This is a genomic window from Ensifer sp. LC384 (assembly GCF_001695865.1).
In the GTDB taxonomy this organism is placed as follows: domain Bacteria; phylum Pseudomonadota; class Alphaproteobacteria; order Rhizobiales; family Rhizobiaceae; genus Ensifer.
Genome location: NZ_MBST01000017.1, coordinates 68,886 through 86,585 on the forward strand (window position 1 = coordinate 68,886; position 17,700 = coordinate 86,585).

The 17,700-nt window shown below is 57.2% G+C and carries 13 protein-coding genes and 2 pseudogenes; 9 read left to right on the plus strand and 6 right to left on the minus strand.

Features of this window, described 5'->3' with window-relative positions:
* The first annotated feature begins 321 nt into the window (after positions 1 to 321).
* The 6 genes from BC363_RS14780 (at position 322) to BC363_RS14805 (ending at position 7,237) form a co-directional block, all read left to right on the plus strand.
* Positions 322 to 1,413, plus strand: coding sequence for a cytochrome c peroxidase (locus BC363_RS14780; RefSeq protein ID WP_141690316.1), 1,092 nt, complete (start codon positions 322 to 324; stop codon positions 1,411 to 1,413).
* A 59-nt stretch (positions 1,414 to 1,472) separates the two neighbouring features.
* Positions 1,473 to 3,164 carry a DAHL domain-containing protein gene (locus tag BC363_RS14785; RefSeq protein ID WP_065782534.1) on the plus strand — a complete coding sequence of 564 codons (1,692 nt, stop codon included), beginning with the start codon at positions 1,473 to 1,475 and terminating at the stop codon, positions 3,162 to 3,164.
* A gap of 102 nt (positions 3,165 to 3,266) precedes the next feature.
* A complete protein-coding gene (locus BC363_RS14790; protein WP_065782536.1) occupies positions 3,267 to 4,205 on the plus strand; it encodes a response regulator in 939 nt (312 codons plus the stop codon).
* A 279-nt stretch (positions 4,206 to 4,484) separates the two neighbouring features.
* Positions 4,485 to 5,459: a helix-turn-helix transcriptional regulator gene (locus BC363_RS14795; protein WP_083223461.1), complete on the plus strand. Its 975-nt coding sequence runs from the start codon at positions 4,485 to 4,487 to the stop codon at positions 5,457 to 5,459.
* Positions 5,460 to 5,699: 240 nt separating this feature from the next.
* Complete coding sequence (locus tag BC363_RS14800; protein ID WP_083223462.1) at positions 5,700 to 6,212, plus strand: heme-binding protein; 513 nt, start codon at positions 5,700 to 5,702, stop codon at positions 6,210 to 6,212.
* Between the two features lie 2 nt (positions 6,213 to 6,214).
* Complete coding sequence (locus tag BC363_RS14805) at positions 6,215 to 7,237, plus strand: LacI family DNA-binding transcriptional regulator (protein WP_065782540.1); 1,023 nt, start codon at positions 6,215 to 6,217, stop codon at positions 7,235 to 7,237.
* A 734-nt stretch (positions 7,238 to 7,971) separates the two neighbouring features.
* On the opposite strand, the pseudogene BC363_RS14815 reads toward BC363_RS14805, so the two are convergent.
* Positions 7,972 to 8,861 (minus strand): annotated as a pseudogene (locus tag BC363_RS14815) (LysR family transcriptional regulator).
* A gap of 347 nt (positions 8,862 to 9,208) precedes the next feature.
* On the opposite strand from BC363_RS14815, the gene BC363_RS14820 reads away from it, so the two are divergent.
* Positions 9,209 to 9,463 carry an Arc family DNA-binding protein gene (locus tag BC363_RS14820; RefSeq protein WP_065782543.1) on the plus strand — a complete coding sequence of 85 codons (255 nt, stop codon included), beginning with the start codon at positions 9,209 to 9,211 and terminating at the stop codon, positions 9,461 to 9,463.
* Positions 9,464 to 9,683: 220 nt separating this feature from the next.
* On the opposite strand, the gene BC363_RS14825 is transcribed toward BC363_RS14820, so the two are convergent.
* The 4 genes from BC363_RS14825 to BC363_RS14840 all read right to left on the minus strand — a co-directional run bounded on the left by BC363_RS14825 (position 9,684) and on the right by BC363_RS14840 (position 14,374).
* Positions 9,684 to 11,120, minus strand: a complete 1,437-nt coding sequence (locus BC363_RS14825) for a coniferyl aldehyde dehydrogenase (protein WP_065782549.1) — start codon at positions 11,118 to 11,120, stop codon at positions 9,684 to 9,686.
* Between the two features lie 52 nt (positions 11,121 to 11,172).
* Positions 11,173 to 12,009, minus strand: coding sequence for an alpha/beta hydrolase (locus tag BC363_RS14830; RefSeq protein ID WP_065782551.1), 837 nt, complete (start codon positions 12,007 to 12,009; stop codon positions 11,173 to 11,175).
* Between the two features lie 60 nt (positions 12,010 to 12,069).
* Positions 12,070 to 12,981 carry an acetoacetate decarboxylase family protein gene (locus BC363_RS14835; RefSeq protein WP_065782553.1) on the minus strand — a complete coding sequence of 304 codons (912 nt, stop codon included), beginning with the start codon at positions 12,979 to 12,981 and terminating at the stop codon, positions 12,070 to 12,072.
* Positions 12,982 to 13,135: 154 nt separating this feature from the next.
* Positions 13,136 to 14,374, minus strand: a complete 1,239-nt coding sequence (locus BC363_RS14840) for an NADH:flavin oxidoreductase/NADH oxidase family protein (RefSeq protein ID WP_065782555.1) — start codon at positions 14,372 to 14,374, stop codon at positions 13,136 to 13,138.
* An 84-nt stretch (positions 14,375 to 14,458) separates the two neighbouring features.
* On the opposite strand from BC363_RS14840, the gene BC363_RS14845 reads away from it, so the two are divergent.
* The gene (locus BC363_RS14845; RefSeq protein WP_065782556.1) at positions 14,459 to 14,938 is read left to right on the plus strand and encodes a MerR family transcriptional regulator; all 480 of its coding nucleotides are present in this window, start codon (positions 14,459 to 14,461) and stop codon (positions 14,936 to 14,938) included.
* 23 nt (positions 14,939 to 14,961) lie between these two features.
* Here BC363_RS14845 and BC363_RS14850 read toward each other — a convergent pair whose 3' ends face one another.
* A complete protein-coding gene (locus BC363_RS14850; RefSeq protein WP_065782633.1) occupies positions 14,962 to 15,645 on the minus strand; it encodes a type 1 glutamine amidotransferase domain-containing protein in 684 nt (227 codons plus the stop codon).
* Between the two features lie 345 nt (positions 15,646 to 15,990).
* Between BC363_RS14850 and BC363_RS33500 the strand changes: the two are divergent.
* Positions 15,991 to 17,631, plus strand: a pseudogene (locus BC363_RS33500) (methyl-accepting chemotaxis protein); the annotation flags it as partial.
* Positions 17,632 to 17,700 lie beyond the last annotated feature (69 nt).

The window sequence follows — 17,700 nt, forward strand, 5'->3', positions numbered from 1 at the left end:
TATCTGCCAGCTACAGACAACCTAACGGTGTCACGAGCTGGCGGCCTACGGGCAGCGGGGCTTTGGCAGAGATTCATGCAATAGGAAAGATCATGGTGCCGCGCGTGTGACTGATAGGCTGCAAATCTAGTGCCTATTCATGCGAACTTCGGTTCTAGGCCGAGCGCGTGTTCTTCCCAGTCGTCATCCCCTATCGCAAAGACAAGGTGTGGCTTGAGAGCTCAATTGCGTCGGCCTGTGGCCGAATGCAGCTAGCCAAACACGATCGCGCATAGAGCGCTTTGTTCACGAGCAATCGATGTGCAGGAGAGGAATTGTTCATTGAGAACAGATAGTTGTGCGAAGACCGGAAGTCGGTCGGAAAACCAGACGCTGACGAGCAACCACGTTTCAATGTTAGTCCTTTCGCCAATCTCGCCCACTATCCGCTCAGTCGGACGGAAAAAAAGCTCTGCGATCGCCCTATTGTGCTTGCTCGCCTTTGTGCTGACGCCGCACCTCGTGAGCGCAACTGGGCCCGCGGTAGATGAGCGGATCACGCCAATCCCGCTCGAGTTGGGGTTGGACGAGCGGAAGGTGGTATTGGGACGGCGTTTGTTTTTCGATAGCCGCCTATCGGGAGACAACCGCGTCTCCTGCGCGAGTTGCCACTTTTTTGAGAAGGGGCTGACAGACGAGATGCCAATCTCGCCTGGGCTGCCTGAAAACCCAGGTCTGACGAACACGCCAACACTTTTCAACGTCGGATTCAACTCCAAATTGGGGTGGGATGGGCAGACGCAGACGCTTGAGGAACAGATCGAACGCGTGGTTGAAAATAAACGTGCTATGGGAGCTCATTGGCCAGACGTGATCGCCCTGCTACGGGGCGATACGGACCTGACGACGGCATTTCAAAAAATATACGATGGCGGATTGGAGCGCGAAACTGTCATTAACGCGCTCGCAGAATTTGAAAAATCGCTCACGACGCCCAACGCGCCCTTCGACCGATATCTTCGCGGCGACAAGGCGGCGATAAGCGACGACGCGCAGGCGGGGTACCGCCTGTTTGAAGAATATGGGTGCGTTTCTTGCCACCAAGGGGTCAACCTGGGAGGAAACATGCTTGGGGCCTTTGGGATATTCGGCACACCTTTAGGATCTGCCGCGGGGCCGACAACACCTGGCTCCGCCAAGAACTCCGGAATTGCTGACGATCGCGCTGTCTTTCGGGTGCCCAGCCTGCGAAACGTGCAGCATACTGCGCCCTATTTTCACGATGGATCAGCGAAAACTTTGTCTGCTGCAATCAGCGCCATGACCCGATATCAACTTGGGCGTGATGTACCTGATGAAGACATCACGAAAATTGAAGCATTCCTCAATTCTCTTACAGGGGAATACCAGGGCATCTCGGTTGGTGACCTTTGAGCTCGCATGGAGTTGAATCGAAAGCCATTGGATTAACAGTGAAGCGAAGAGCTGCGACCTTGAACAAACTGTCGGTGAATTTCATTGCTTCGAACAGAGCGTGGGCTTTCTATGCCGGCTTTTTTGTTATTCTGTCCGTCACCTTAGCGGCGCTCTTCTGGTCAATTCAGTCATCAAAAGACACGCTCACGGACTTCCGCCAGCAGTTCGAACGAATGCGAGATCTGGAAACGAAATGGGACAACGAAATTCTTTCGCTGCAGCTCGGTATCGCCTCCAATTACGATCGAGTGACAAGTAGCGCACGCGATCTCAAGCTTGGCGTCAGGGACCTGGAGAAGTCAGTTTCGTTGCACGACGACTTGGCCTCGCTTCTGGCTGGAGTGCAAGCCTACCGGCAAGCGATCGAGCAGAAAGATTGGCTATCTGAGCAAGTCAAAGCCAGCTACGCTATGTTGCGCAACTCCATAAGCGTGCTACCGAATGCCGTTTCAGACGCCTACAGACACCCTGCAATTTCGCAGCCCATTGCGGAGCTGAACAGGCGTCCCTCGGATCTTATCACCGAGGCCATAACAAGTATGCTGAGCTTTGCGACGGCGCCGACGGCCTCGCTACGTGACACGGTCCTGGAGCGCCTCTCGGCAACACGCGCGGCAACGAAGTCCCTGCCTCCAGGACTTTCTGACGCGATCGAACGCTTCCTGGTCCAGAGCGAAGTGGTGATAAAAGAACGGCAACGCGGAAATGCGGTGATGCTCGATATTACCGCTATTCCAAGCGCGGCGCTTTCCAACGATATCCAAGCGCGGCTTCAGTCGCTTGAGTTGCGCAACACAGAGGCGCAACGCAGGGCCCTGCTGGGCGGACTTTCCGCCCTTGTGCTGGCTGCTATCGTCATTGTCATATGGCGTCGCTTCGCAAAACTGAACAAAGACAATCGCATGCTCCACCAAGCGAACGAAACCGTCGAACAACAATTAATGCAATCCGCAAAATTGTCGTCCCTCGGACAAATGGTTGCAGGCATCACCCACGAAATCAACACGCCTCTCGCCTACGTTAAAGCTGTCTTCGAGGTCATCAAGGAGCGCGTGGTTTCGGAACCCGAAATGATTGCCAGCGATGGTATGGATGAAGATGACGCAGACGTCGCAAGAGAGTGGCGTGAGGAGTTGGAGACTCTGCTGGACGATGGGTTGCATGGTCTAGAGGAAATGGCTGCCCTTGTGCGAACCATGAAAAACTTCAGCCGACTCGATAAGGGTGAGGTAGAGAGATTTAACGTGGAGCAAGAAATCGAGAACGCATTGCTCATAGCTCAACCGCAACTCAAGCAATTCGCGGATACTAAGCGAGAGTACGACTCGGTACCCCACATTATTGGTTCACCGTCACAGTTGAGACAGGTGCTGCTCAACCTCATCATTAATAGCGCGCAGGCGATGGCGACGATGGATCGCCGTGGCCTTCTGATTGTACGCACGAGACTGACGTCCTCAGATACCGTACAGATTGAATTCTGTGACAACGGGCCTGGCATTTCTGAAGAGCATTTAGCCAAGGTCTTCGATCCGTTCTTTACGACGAAGGCAATTGGCGAAGGAACGGGTATGGGGTTGTCCATCAGCTATCGCATAGTCGAAAATCATGGCGGGACGATTGCGGTCAATTCAAGACTCGGGAAAGGCACCGTATTCACGGTAACACTCCCAAGACAGGACGAAAAATCCACGGAAGTTGCTCATTAGCGGCCACAAGCGCAAGTACAACGCCGATAAGGAACTCGACAGTACCCGGCCTGCCCTATAAAGCTCGTAAACCCCTATGGAATGCTTCTGAGGTCTGCTGAAATGAATGATAAGCCTGTAGTTCTTTTCGTGGACGATGAAGAGCGTATTGTCCGTTTGCTCAAGATAATGTTTCGCCGAGAGTATGATGTTTATACTGCCCTAAGTGCGCGCGAAGCGATAAATCTATTGGAAACTATTCCGGTTGATGTACTGGCAAGCGATCAAAGGATGCCGGAGATCACAGGCATCGAGCTTTTGTCGCAAGTCCGTGCGCGGTGGCCAGAAACCGTTCGCGTGCTGCTTACAGGCTACAGCGATCTCGTCGCGATCATCGGAGCGGTCAACGAGGGCGAAGTATATCGCTTTTTGAGTAAGCCATGGAACCAGACGGAGCTGCGTACCGTGATCGCCGAGGCGGTCGAAAGAGCCAGAGCTTCCCGGTCAGCGCGGCAGGCTATTTCTCCCGTGTGGACGGGAACTAAAAACGAACCGCAGTTCAGCATTTCATCGCAGCTTCTCGCCATCGACGGTTGCGACGCCGATCGCCAGGAAGTCGTCGAAATGTTTGCGCGCGACTACAGTGTGCATGCAGCGCCTTCAATTAGCGAGGCGATCAAAATTCTTGCCCAGGAGCAAATCGGCGTAATCGTGACAAACGCCGAGGTAGAAGGCGTCGACATGACCGATCTGCTTTCGCAGTTGGCGCACGTTGATCCGGCTATCACCGTTGTGGTGATGACGGAAGCTCCTCAAAGCGACACTGTCATAAAGCTGATCAACAGCGGAAAGATCTATCGCTTTGCAATTAAGCCAATCAGTCCGAACCTGTTCAGGTTGGCGGTGAATGCCGCTATGCGAGAACACCACCGGCGTCTCGCCGATCCGCGGGTCGTGCGGCAGAGAATGCAAAGAGATGCCGCGAGCCAAGAGGGCGATGAGGACCTCTATTCCAGCCTTGTCAAGAGTCTCAAACACTTCACTGACGTCGACCCAAAGTGAAGTGTAGCTCGCATTGTGTTTGCCGCGAACCTCAGCTCACCTGAAACCGCTAGAGCCTCATCCTCCTTCGAGGCGGAATGGGCTCCTGATCGGGCAAAATATCCTTGAGCGATGACGTCGCCGGACCAACCCACCGGCGCCGAAGACCGGGGCTTTGGGGTTCTAGCCTCCGGCGATCGCTCGCGTTGCCTAATTCTTCAGGGACCGGTTTCTATTTGACTCAGCAGGGCCCAGAATAGGGTTGTCTATTACCGATCGCCTGCGTTCCGCGAAGCGCTGATGTTATTACTTTCGTTAAAACGCAGACGCGGACATGGGAGGCAGAAAGAGGGCAACGAGTTGTCGGATCCAAGAAATCCAAAACCGTGGAGCACCTTGGTCATCGCGGATGGCTTTTGCGGCGATGTCTTCGCAACGCAACGGCGATTGCGAGCCCAACTCATTGACGGTTCCTTCATCCGATACATGCCAGCGCGCGACCTTGCTGCCCATATGCTTCTCCGTCTCGATGATCTTACGGCTTGCTGGGCCCTCGCAACCAACTGGCTGCGGGCCGAGATTGGATGCCACCGAGTCGACGGCGGGTTCGGCAGCCCCCATGCCAGACAGTACTTCCCGAGCTATGCGGAGGCAAAGGACGCGAACTTTGATGTGCCTACGCTGGGCGGATCGGCGGTCGACAATCATGACCCTGTCATGCAGGCGATGTGGCTCGCACCTCGCCCCGTAATATTCGCGGATATAAAGCAGGACCGCCGCGTTCAGATAAGGTTGCGGCAGCGGCTTTCGAAAGCACGGACGAAAACTAAGTTCGGAGGCGCGCTTCGTGCCGGCGGCGGCAGCTATGGCCTGATTTGCGCCGACTGGACCGAGCACTTTGCTCCAAGTGACTCAAATATATACGATCGCTTCGAGCAGACGGTGGCCGATGTGTTGAGCCCGATCATTGCCGTTGCAAAGGCGATCGACGATGGGGATCGCGCTCGTCGCCGCAGACTTGCCCCTGACGGTAATCCAGGAATTGTTGCCGAAGGAAATTCTGACTGTGTATCGGCCGTGAGGCTGACAGGCTCAGAGATCGAGGTTGCAAGGCTGGTTGCGAAGGGCATGAGCTATAAGGAAATTGCCTTAATTCGCGGTAGGTCCATTTCGACGATCGATCATCAGCTCAGGAGCATCCGGCAGAAGACCGGTGCCTCAAGTACATCCACCCTTATCAGCCTGCTCGCGAAGATCGATCTATTTTCGCGATGAGCAAACGCGGATCGCAATTTCTGACAAGGGTCGCGTTCGCGCGCGGAGCAAGCCTCCACGCCACAGCGGAATTATAAGACAATTCAAAATCTTACGCCGCCGTGTAGGCTGTATTGACGGCCCAAGTCGGCATCGCGAGTTTACGCTATAGATCGCTTGGTACGGTCGTTTTATTTACTGAGGTGCGCATCTGATCGGGTAATCACCTGAGGGCTTGATGGCATTGAGGGGGAGGACGAAATGCCCAAGGGGCTTTTTGCCGCGACTGTTCTTATTGCATTTGCACCGACTCTTCTGCGGGCCGAGGACCTGCCAAGAAAACCCGTGCTGACACAAGCGGTGGCCGAAACGATGATTGCCGCCTGTTTTACTGCTCAGAAAGCTGCGGCTTATCCCAAGGTCAATGTTGTCGTTGTCGATGACGGCGGCCGGTTAATTGCCGCCGCACGGCAGGATGGTGCCTGCAAGGCCTGCACCGACATCGCAGAAAACAAGGCGATAACTGCTTCGCTCTATGCTGCGCCAACCCGTGCCATGGCTGATCTGTCCTTTGGAGCGAAACGCGACGGTGTGAATGCCGGACTACCCGGCGCTGCCTTTGTTCCCGGCCTCGTGGCCTTTGCCGGCGGGCTGCCCGTCAAGACAGCAGCAGGCGATTTAATTGGCGGGATCGGCGTCAGTGGCGCGAGTGAGGATCAGGACGAGAGCTGCGCGCAGGCGGGCCTCGACGCCATTTCGCCCAACCTTGACTGATCATGCGTCCGACGGCCAAGGACCTTGCTAGGGTCGCGGGGGTGAGCCTCGCGACCGTGGACCGCGTCCTGAACGACCGCCCCAACGTCAGCAAGGCGGCCGTTCGTAAAGTGAACGAGACGATTGAACAAATAGGATTTGTTCGGAATCCTGCAGCCGTTAGTCTTGCGCGCAACAAGAGCTATCGATTTCAGTTCATCCTGCCGACGATCGGCGACCTGTATCTTATAGAACTGATCCGACGCATGAAGGAGGCGCAAGCCAGCGTGAAGGGCGACCTTGTCGATCTCGACATCGTCCAGATCGCTGTCGATGACCCGTCCAAAGTTGCGAAATACTTGTCCGACATGGATGTGAACGACTTCGATGGAGTCGCCTTAATGGCACCGGATTCGCCGGAGGTTCGCGACGCAATAAGCCGTCTCACCGGCCGCGGAATCAAGTTCGTGCAATTTCTCTGCTGCAAGGAAAAGCTTCCGAGGGCCGACTTCGTCGGCGTCGACAACTTCGCCGCCGGGGCCACCGCTGCCAAAATCATCGGTCGTTTCGTCGGCGGTAAAACGGGAAAGGTGATGATCGTTGCCGAGACGATGCGAACCCTCGACAGCATCCAGCGGCGCCTTGGATTCGACAGCGTCATCAGCTCGCAGTTCACCCACCTCCAGTGCTTGCCCTCTGTCGAAACCTATGGGGACGAAAGCAAGGCCAGCCAGATTCTCAGAAGAGCCTTGGAAACAAACCAGGACGTCGTCGCGATCTATGTCCTGAGCTCGGAGGCGAGGATCCCCCTGGAAAGCGCTGCGTCCTTTACCGATCTTCAGCGCCTGGCGGTCGTCGTACACGAACGGACACCTTTCACCGAGAGCGGCTTACGTGACGAGCGCATTGATGCTGTAATCGTCCAGGACTGTGGACACGCTATCAGGAGTGCCATCCAAGTTATGCGAGCACCCGTCGATGCGTGGGGCGCCCACGCCGCACAAGACAAAATCCGAATCGAAGTGCTGCTCAAAGAAAATCTTTGAACCATCTCGACACCCCGGTTCCCTTGTGGGGTACGTCCAGCCCATGCATTCTCACCCGATATAGCTGGACACATCGCTTTCCAGGCGGCTATTCGGAGCTCGGTCTTTGCGGCCAACGCGGCGGAGCGAGGGCAAGAACTCATCCTCCGAGCACATCTCGGCTTGTCACCTCACTAATGGCGACGAAATCAATCCACTGCCGAAAGACAGGATGATCCTGCTGAGACTGGGGCAGCGGCCGGCCTGGGTCCAGAAGCTCGATACTGTGCAGAATGCGACAATGTGCTAGTGCGTCCCGCGTGACCAGTCCCGTGCACGATCACCAACATCGGTCGACCAACTATAGTTGAGCCGAAAGGGCCGCCTTCATCTCGAGCAAAACCCGCATCGTTTCGGGTGAGGCGATGGCGAAGGTCATGCTTGTGGTCTTTGAACTCACCGAAAGGATGCCGACTTCGGCCAATCGCCGGAGATGTCGAAACGCCGCCGGCTGGGAAACGCCGACGGCCCGCGCTAACTTGCTCGCGGGCAACTGCCGTTCGGTCAAAAGCAACAGCAACAGAAGGCGTGTTGGATGGGCTATCGCCTGTAGAAACTGAGCCGCATCGCGCGCCCGATCTTCGCTCCATCCGCTCAAAGCACTTCCCCGCCGATCTCCACGTACATTCGCGTATGTCAAACATCCTGGTGAGGAAAGCACAACAGACAAATGCGGGAAGGAGTGACCCCACCCCTCACCTGCCCGCCCTGACCAGCGACCGGGCGATGTCAATTATGTCATCTCTCGCAGCCGTCGGGTCATCCTTGGACCAGGCGACTCCAAGCCCGATGCGGAAGTCGACACCCCGCACCTTCCTGAGCTCGAAATTGCGGTTGGGGAGATCGAGCGTCCATTCCGGCGCAAAACCGATGCCAAGGCCGGCCGAGACCAGTGATACCAGCGAGAAGGTGTCGTCACACGTATAGGCGACGCTCTTTGAAAGATCGTTCTCCTCGAACTTCTCTGCGAAGTAGCGTTCCGTGTAGGACAGGTTCTGACGCGAGAACGAGATGATCTTCTCGCCCTTCAGATCCTCGATGCCGATCTCGCTTCGAGCAAGCAGTGCGCTGTTCTTCTCCACCGCCAGCAGATAGCGCTCATGCGCGATCGAGAAGAACCGGAGCGAGCCGATGTTTTCGACCGGACGGATAAGCCGAGGTTGATCTGACCGTTCTCCAGTCCACGGATGATGTCGTTGGTGGAGCCGCTGGAGATATGCAGCTCGATATCGGGATACTTGCGGCCGATGCGGGCCAGAAACGCCGGCAGCAGACCGATCGTTGCCGGATAGACGGTTCCGATCCGGATTTTCCTCATCGACTTGCCGGCAACCGAGCGCACCAGTTCGGCCGACAGATCGACATCGCCGAGGATCCTCACACAGCGATCGTAGTAGATCTCCCCTGCCCTGGTCAGTTCGACCCTTCTGGTCGAGCGCTCCAGCAGGCGAACGCCGAGTTCCTTTTCCAGCGACTGGATCTGACAGCTCAAGGCCGGCTGGGCGATATGCACCCGTGCTGCCGCCCGACCGAAATGCAGCTCCTCGGCAACCGCCACGAAATAGCTCAGCTGGCGAAGTTCCATGTCGGCTCCAACTCCGGTCAGTGTGGCTCGGTTCGAAGATTGATAATCAGTGGAGAAAGAAGGGTCCCACCCGGTTATGAATTTGCGCAGAGGCCAACCGCCGCGATATAAAACGACAACCTGTTCGCAGTGCACGCGAACTCAAGCACAGCCGGGCGTTTGACGCAGCTGACTATGGAGGTGCATAATTTGAGCGCGACGAAGCTGTCCTCCGTCAGCCGCGGCAGTGCCAATCCATTTTCGCTGCCTCCACGACTGTTAAGACCTACAGTAACGCACCGTGCGTCATTAATTCGGATAGCACACGGTGCGTCATTGATGCAAGTGAAAAGTGTATCGAGGTCGAAATGACGCGTCAGGACCCTCATTTCAGACTTCGCGTTCCCGAGGCGCTTAAACAGCAAATCGAGGCGGCGGCGCGTACGAATGCGCGATCCGTCACGGCAGAAATCGTAGAGCGCCTGGAACGGTCTTTCGCTCTTGCATCAGAGAACGATGGCGGACTTGCGAGCGAGATTGAGGATATTCGGGATCGACTGGGAAGAGTGCGAGATGCTGTCGTCGCCCGTGAGACCGACAAAGATCGTAGCGAGAACTCGTAGTCCCGTTTGATACATTATGCGATCTTCAAAGTCCAAAACATGAACATATGCAGAATTTCGTCCTTACGTGGGCGACCCTTGCCACTTGGCCCAAGCAGGAAGCTATTCAATCGCGAGACTGTGCCTCTAATATTTTCAACACCATGCACGCCACGTCGTTGACGGCCGCTTTGGGAGCACTCTCACCCCAAGCCGGCAGGAACCACGCTGGATTCAACGCTCAACGCCGGCTCGGTCCCAACGTCACCCTGAGCGCCAGATCTACAAGCCTTCCGAAGGGCGCTCTCAGCAGCGTCGGTAGATTCCAACGGCCCTGAACAAACACGCCCTTAGCGTGGCTCATCGCCCGGAAGCCCTCGATCCCATGGTATGCACCCATTCCGCTTGGGCCCACGCCTCCGAAAGGCAGATCGTCCTGCGCGACATGGATCATCGTGTTGTTGATACCGACATTGCCGGATGTGGTACGCTGCAGCAGTCTTTGACAGTCAGCATCCGTGGTGCCGAAGTAGTAGAGTGCCAGCGGCCGTGGTCGTTCATTCACGTAGTCGATAACTTCGTCGAGGCTGCGGTAGGTCCGCACCGGCAGTACAGGACCAAAGATCTCCTCCCGCATGATCGCAATGTCATCACCTGCACCGATGACGAGCGTAGGAGGAAGTGCGCGGGGCCTGTCGGCGGCAGTTTCCGGTCGTACCCCAATTTCAATGACCCGCGCGCCGCTGCTTCTCGCATCCTCGACGAGGGCTTTGAGGCGCTCATAGTGCCGCTCGTTGATGATCGAGGTGTAGTCCGTGCCGATCGTACCATCCGGATAGAAGCGCGCAACTGCCGCATTGAACTGCGTGACGAACGAATCCAGGTCGTCTTCGTGAACCAGGGCATAGTCAGGCGCAACGCAGGTCTGGCCGGCGTTGGCTAACTTGCCGAAAACGATGCTTGCTATTGTTCGTCCATTCACATGTCCGCGCGCTACGATCGCGGGACTCTTGCCACCCAGTTCGAGTGTCAACGGCACCAGATTGTCGCTTGCAGCCTTCATGACCTTGCGGCCAACCTGAGTGCTGCCGGTGAAGAGCAGATGATCGAAGGGAAGCGCACTAAAGGCAGCACCGACGTCCGGGCCGCCCAGCACGACGGCGACCTCATCGGTCGGAAGGATCTCCTCGAGCATCCGCCGGATCACTTCACTGGTGCGCGGTGTGAGTTCGGATGGTTTCAGCATCGCTCGGTTCCCGGCGGCGAGCGCTGTCGCGAGCGGAATGATCGTCAGGGAGAACGGATAGTTCCACGGCGCCATCACGCCGATGACACCCTTGGGCTGATATTCCACATGAGCTCGGCCGGAGCGATAGAACAGGCCGACATGCCGGCGCTCCGGCTTCATGAAGCGACGCAGATTGCGGATGAGATAGTCGATCGTCTGGATTACGCCGACGATCTCCATGATATCGGTCTCGTGGTGGGAGCGATGCCCGAAATCAGCGCTGATCGCTTCGCCTACCTTGCGCCGGTGCGCCAGCACGGCCGCACGCAGGCGTTTCAGCCGGTCTTTGCGATCGGCAAAACTTGGCGGTCCGTCCCTGAGGAACGCGGAGCGCTGACCGGCCAGCAAGGCCGTCATATCAAAACTGGGATTGGGATGAGCTGGAAACATCGCGTTGTATCTCTTGAGAAGGGCGCGCCGGAGGTCGTCCGGCGCGCTGCATTCATCCGCGGATGAACTCCAACAGGTCCGCGTTGACGACATCGGCGTTGACCGTAAGCATCCCGTGCGAGAAGCCGGGATAGACAATCAGTTTGCTGTTCTGCAAAAGCTTGTCCTGCATGATCGCCGCCGCCTTGTAGGGGACGACCTGATCGTCATCGCCCTGCATGACGAGCGTCGGCACCTTGATCGCCTTCAGGTCCTCCGTCTGGTCAGTTTCCGAGAACGCCTTGATGCCCTCGTAATGCGCCTTGGCGCTGCCCATCATGCCCTGCCGCCACCAGTTCTCGATGACGCCCTGCGAAGGCTTCGCACCCGACCGGTTGTATCCGTAGAAAGGACCGGACGGCACATCGAAGAAAAATTGCGCGCGGTTGGCGGCGAGCGCGGCACGGAAACCGTCGAACACCTCGATCGGCGTACCATCTGGATTGCCGGCTGTCTTGACCATCAGCGGCGGAACGGCACTGACCAGCACCGCCTTGGCAACACGCCCTTGTGGCTGACCGTGCTGCGCGACATAGCGCGCAACCTGTCCGCCGCCGGTCGAATGGCCGATATGGATGGCATTCCGAAGATCGAGATGCTCCGCGACCGCAGAGGCATCTGCGGCATAATGGTCCATGTCATGGCCCTCGCCGACCTGGCTCGAACGACCATGCCCGCGCCGGTCGTGGGCGACAACGCGGTAACCATGCTTGAGGAAGAACAGCATCTGCGCATCCCAGTCGTCGGCACTGAGCGGCCAGCCGTGGTGGAAGTGGATCACCTGTGCGTCCTTTGGCCCCCAATCCTTGAAGAAGATATCAACCCCGTCTTTTGTTGTTACGAATGTCATCGTCACTCCTCCTTGTTGATTTGGTGAGACTTGTATTGGGTACGGGCAGGCACTGCTTTTTCACGATAGGGCGCGACCAAACCCCTTCAAGGGAGTGGGCATGTTCAAAACAAGTTGAGCGTCTTTCACCACGTCCAGGCGGAGAATGGTGGACACCCCCAGGCCGTCGAGTAGTTCGCTTAACGGCCCACCACTGCGCGTCAGGCTCACACCTTTCGGAAACAGCTTTTGGGCGAACGAGATCGTATTGGTCTGCACAACCGTCTGGTGCCATTGGCCATCGATCAGGTGGATCATGGTGTTCGTGCCCATGCGGGACTGTGACGGCACAGTTTTCAGGGCCGGAAGCGGTGTGCTGAGAATGAGATCCTGCTTGCCGTCGTTCGAAGCGATACTGGCCCGCACGTCAGTTCCAATGCTCACATCGATCTCAGCAAGCCATTTTGGTAATTGGTAGCCGTAGACACCGCGCACGCGCGCGATTTCCGTGTTGACCGGCAGCGCCAGCACATGCGCAAAGAAGCTTCGACGTTTGATATCCTTCAGCAATTCCAGCGCATGTGACCGCTGCGCGTCTGGCTGGCGGATAACCACTGCGACGGACACTTCGTTGTAGGGGTCATTGTCGCAGACCGAATAGGAGAAGAACGTCAGCGCGACCAGCCCATGACCTGGAAACGCACGCAGGGGCTCAAGAGGTTGCGGCAGCGTCGCCCGGAGTCGATCGACAGGGGCCAGGAACAGAAGTTGTACGCTGTTGCTGCGGTAGTAGAAGTTCGGAGCCCATGTTGGACCTACTCTTGTGGCCACCTGCTGTTTGGGTATCCGGCGAAAGAAGTCGATGTTTCCGGCTTTTGGATCCCGTGCAATCTCGCCGAGATCCGGGTTCATCCGAAAGCGATCATAATATCCGCCAGCAGGCACTTCGACCTTCTGCCCGCCGAACTCCACTTCTGCCATGAACTTATCCATGTGTGACCGCCTCGCTGGACGACTGGCCGGACAGTTCCCCCTTGAGGGACAGCCAGTCACCAGCGCGTCCGTTGATGGTAAGATTAAACCCAACTTTAAGGTCAAGCATTCAATGAAGATCCTTCCGTTTGCGTTCGATCACGACGGCTGACCGTCACGCGGCAACTGTCCGTTGCTCCATCCAGCGGCGATATTGACGGGCGCGGCGCTTTGCTTCGGTTTGCGCGCAAATCAGCGCCCAAACAGGTGACACGCCGGGTGCCGTGCGCCGCTGGCGGCTCAGGCGCGCCAATTGGTAGCGGACGGCCGCCATGTGGGCGGACGACGCAACAGGCTTGTTCTTCCAAGTGATCGGTTTAAGCGTCGGCGCATCCGCCTGGCCCTTCCGCCAGTTGCGCGGCAGGTTTGGCTCAATTGCGAGCGCCGTGGCGATACCAGCCATCGCGACACCGCTGTCGATCACCCGCTGCGCGACTTCGCGCCGCCGAATTCCACCGGTGACCATCAGGGGCATCGCCGCGACACCGGCAATCTCACGGGCAAATTCAAGGAAGTACGCCTCGCGCGCCAGGGTTCGCTCGTCACGCGCCGTCCCCATCATTGCCGGCGCCTCGTAGCTGCCGCCAGAGAGCTCGACGAGATCGACGCCGAGGGGATTAAGCATCTCGACCACGGAAAGAGCATCTTCTGGTGAGAAGCCACCGCGCTGGAAGTCGGCCGAATTGAGTTTGACGGACACCACGAAGCCGGGAGAGACCACAGCGCGCACACCGCGCACGATGTCGATGAGCAGGCGTGCGCGATTCTCTAAACTGCCGCCCCAGCGGTCCTGCCGGTGGTTCGACAGGGGGGAGAGAAACTGGCTGAGGAGATAGCCATGCGCAGCATGGATCTCGACGCCAGTGAAGCCGGCGCGCTCCGCAAGCCGCGCGGTTGCCACGAAACGGCGTTCAACATCGGCGATGTCGGCCGCCGTCATCTCCCGCGGCAGAGCGAAGATTTTTGACTGCGCTCCCAGATCAAGTGCGATCGCCGAAGGCGCCAGGGTCTCCTGACCGAGACCCGCAGGCATCTGCCGGCCCGGATGATTGATCTGCATCCAGACCTGCCCGCCTCGCGACCGCGAAACCTTCGCCCAAGTTTTGAAACGGTCGAGGTGGCGGTCGTCTTCAAGCACCACGCCGCCGGGGCCAGTCATGGCGCGGGCGTCGACCATGACGTTTCCGGTGATGATCAGACCAGTTTCACCTTCGGCCCAGGCCTTATAGAGCTGGAGCAGGGCGCAAGAAGGCGCATGATCATCGTCGGCCATGTTCTCTTCCATCGCGGCTTTGGCGATACGGTTCGGGATGACAGCGCCGTTGGGCAGCGTCAGGGGGGAAAAGAGTGACATCGAAGGTCTCCAAAAAAGATTTGGACAGACCCTAACGTTTAAGTTAACTTGAGGGTCAAGCGGATTTTTTTGAAGGTGTCGAACATGAATATCGGAGAACTAGCCAAGCGCACCGGGCTTACGAGTTCACGTATTCGCTTCTACGAGAGCGCAGGCTTGTTGAACACCGTGGAGCGCCGGCCGAACGGCTACAGAACCTATCCATCGGAGGCCGTTCTGGTACTTGAATTGATTACGACTGCGCAGAATGCCGGTTTCAGCCTCGATGAAATCCGTACTCTGCTGCCGCCCGACCTGGAGCAGTGGGAACACGGCGTACTGACCGAAACGCTTCGCCGGAAAGTAGCTGATATTGAAGCGATGGAGGTTCGACTCTCACAAAGCAAAGCCCAACTCATCGCCCTCATCAACGATATAGAGACGAAGCCGGATGATATCGACTGCGCCACCAACGCGCGCAGAGTCCTTACGCGAATGCTGGGCAGAGAAGTGGAGGCGACAGGGGCCGGGGCCAACGGCATCAAGCTCGCAAAAGCAAATCGGCGCCGATCTACCGGCGGTTAGTTAGCAAGGGTTGGCAGTAACGATCAGAGCAGAGCCAGGACCTTTTCAGCCGTGGCCTTGGCCGACCATGGATTCTGGCCTGTTACAAGCCGACCGTCCGCAACCGCATAGGAAACGAACGGCAGCAAAGCCTTTTCGTAGCGGGCGCCCCGCCGTTTCATTTCCGCTTCAGCATTGTAAGGCATTTTCCGGGCTACTCCTGCCAACACTTCTTCGGCCCAGGAGAAGCCAGTCACCCGTTTGCCCGCGACAAGCAGCTTTCCATCGGAAAGGCGCGTATTCAATAGGCCGCAATACCCGTGGCACACGGACGAAACGATTCCGCCCCGCTCCCAAATGGCACGGGTGATCCTCTGCAGGGCCTCGTCTTCCGGAAAGTCCCACATGACCGCATGGCCGCCGGTGAAGTAGATGGCGTCGTAGTCAGCCGGATCGATTTCATCAGGTCTTAGGGTCGACGTCAGGAGCGCGGATCGGCTTCTATCCGCAAGCCAAGCCTTGGCGGAAGCGTCCAAAAGCGGCCATTTGAGGGCTCGCGGCTCTAGCGGTGAAACGCCTCCCTTGGGGCTCATGATGTGCTGCTCGTAACCTTTTTCTGCGAAGAGATCATACGCATGCGTGAGCTCTGAAAGCCAAAGGCCGGTTGGATGCGACGGATCCGTGTAGTGCGCTACGTTGCTGACTACGTGGAGAATGCGTTTGCTCATATAGAGGAAGCCTCTTCGAATTTTGTCGCTGCGTGCCGCCGGCAAGCTAGTGGGGTCAATGCGCACCATAACCCTTAAGTCAACTTTAGGGTCAAGGCTCCCTGCAATCAGTTGCTTACTTTGTCTCCGCCGAGATTTTACATGTATCTTGTGCGAATACCGAACATATTTATCTCACTTTTCTCAAACTGAAGAAATTATATTTTTATTCAAACATAGAACCCAATGTAATTCATTAGCGATACGTGCGAATTAATATTCGGGACGGCACGCTGTTATCGAGATTGCTATTTTTAAAATTGGCTTCGCTTCAAACGCTGAGGCCAACTGAACACGGACGATATAATGAAAAACTTGAGAATATCTCGACAGTTGCTGTGTCTCGTCGCAGTCCTGATGGTGGCGTTCGCCGCCGTAACCTACTACCAGGTCCGAACTTCCATCGGCGCGATCTACAAGGAGCGTTACGACATGCTCCGTACGCAGGTGGAATCGGGGCTGTCCATCCTTCAACTCTACTATGACCGCGAGAAAGCGGGCGAACTCAGCCGAGAGGACGCCCAGCGCCAGGCTTACGCAACGGCCGCCGCCGTCAAGTTCGAGCCGTCAGGCTATCTCTGGGCATTTGATTCCGATATCACGGTGCGGTTCCACTACAACTCGAAGCTGGTCGGCACGAACTTCAAGGGTCAGCCGGACAGGCAAGGCAATCTGTTCCGTGAGGATATGCTTGCAAAAGCGCGAGCCGGCGGAGGCATCACCCTCTACTACTGGGAAAAGCCCGGCGAGCCTTCGGGTCAGTTTTTCGAGAAGGCGACCTATTCCCGCGTCTTCGAACCCTGGAAAATCGTTGTCGCGACGGGTGTCTATACCGATGATCTTGAGGCGGAGATCAGCAAGACGATCTTCGAAGTCGCCGCGGCCTGGTTCACAGCCTTTCTCCTTGCGCTCGTTGCCGCCTTCGTCGTGATGCGTAACATCACGAAACCACTCGCCGCGGTCCATGTCGCTCTGCAGGCCGTGGCCGACGAAGACGTCCTAACAACAATTCCGCACACCGGGATGTCGAACGAGATCGGGACCATGGCGAAGGCTACGCACGCCTTGCAAGAGAAGATCCGAGAGCGCCATGCCATCGCCGAGCGCGAAGAACAGCAAAGGCGGGAACTCGATCGCGAGCGCCAGCAGAATTACGCCTTGCAGGAAAGGGACGCAGCAAGTCAGGCCCGCGTCGTGTCCACGATCAGCGAAGCCCTGGAGAAGCTCGCCACAAGTGATCTCACCGTTCGATGCAGCGACATTGGCCCAGCATATGAGTCGCTTCGCACCAATTTTAATCAAGCGCTGGACCATCTTGAAACAGCCATGGCGGAGGTCAACGCAAAGGGCTTAGACATCGCAGGCGCCAAAGATGAAATTCGGCGGGCATCCAACGAGCTGTCCTAGCGTACCGAACGCCAAGCCGCAAACCTCGAAGAGACGTCTGCCGCCCTCGACGAATTGACAGCTACGGTGAGGCAGACTGCAGAAGGTGCAAACGACGCCGCCCAGCGCGTGAAATCGGTGAGCGTTGAGGCAGACCACTCCGACATCGTCGTATCGGAAGCGATCCAGGCCATGAACGACATTGCGAGTTCGTCGGACGAAGTCTCGAAGATCATCGGTGTGATCGACGAGATCGCATTCCAGACCAACCTGCTCGCTCTCAATGCAGGGGTCGAGGCAGCTCGCGCCGGCGAGTCAGGAAAGGGCTTCGCGGTCGTAGCCCAGGAGGTTCGAGAGCTAGCGCAGCGTTCCGCGGCCGCCGCAAAGGAGATCAAGGACCAAATCCTTCGTTCCTCGGGTCAGGTCCAGAATGGAGTGCGTCTCGTCCAGGAGACAGGCGGTGCGCTGACGCGCATCTCCAGTCAGGTTGCTGCCGCAAGCGACATCGTCGGAAAGATCGCATACTCCGCATCAGAGCAGGATCTGACTCTGCGTTCGATTCCCCAATCGCCTCCACATCGCTGACGTGCAACTTCTCGAAGCGAATCCGTTTGATCCGATGTGGGACCG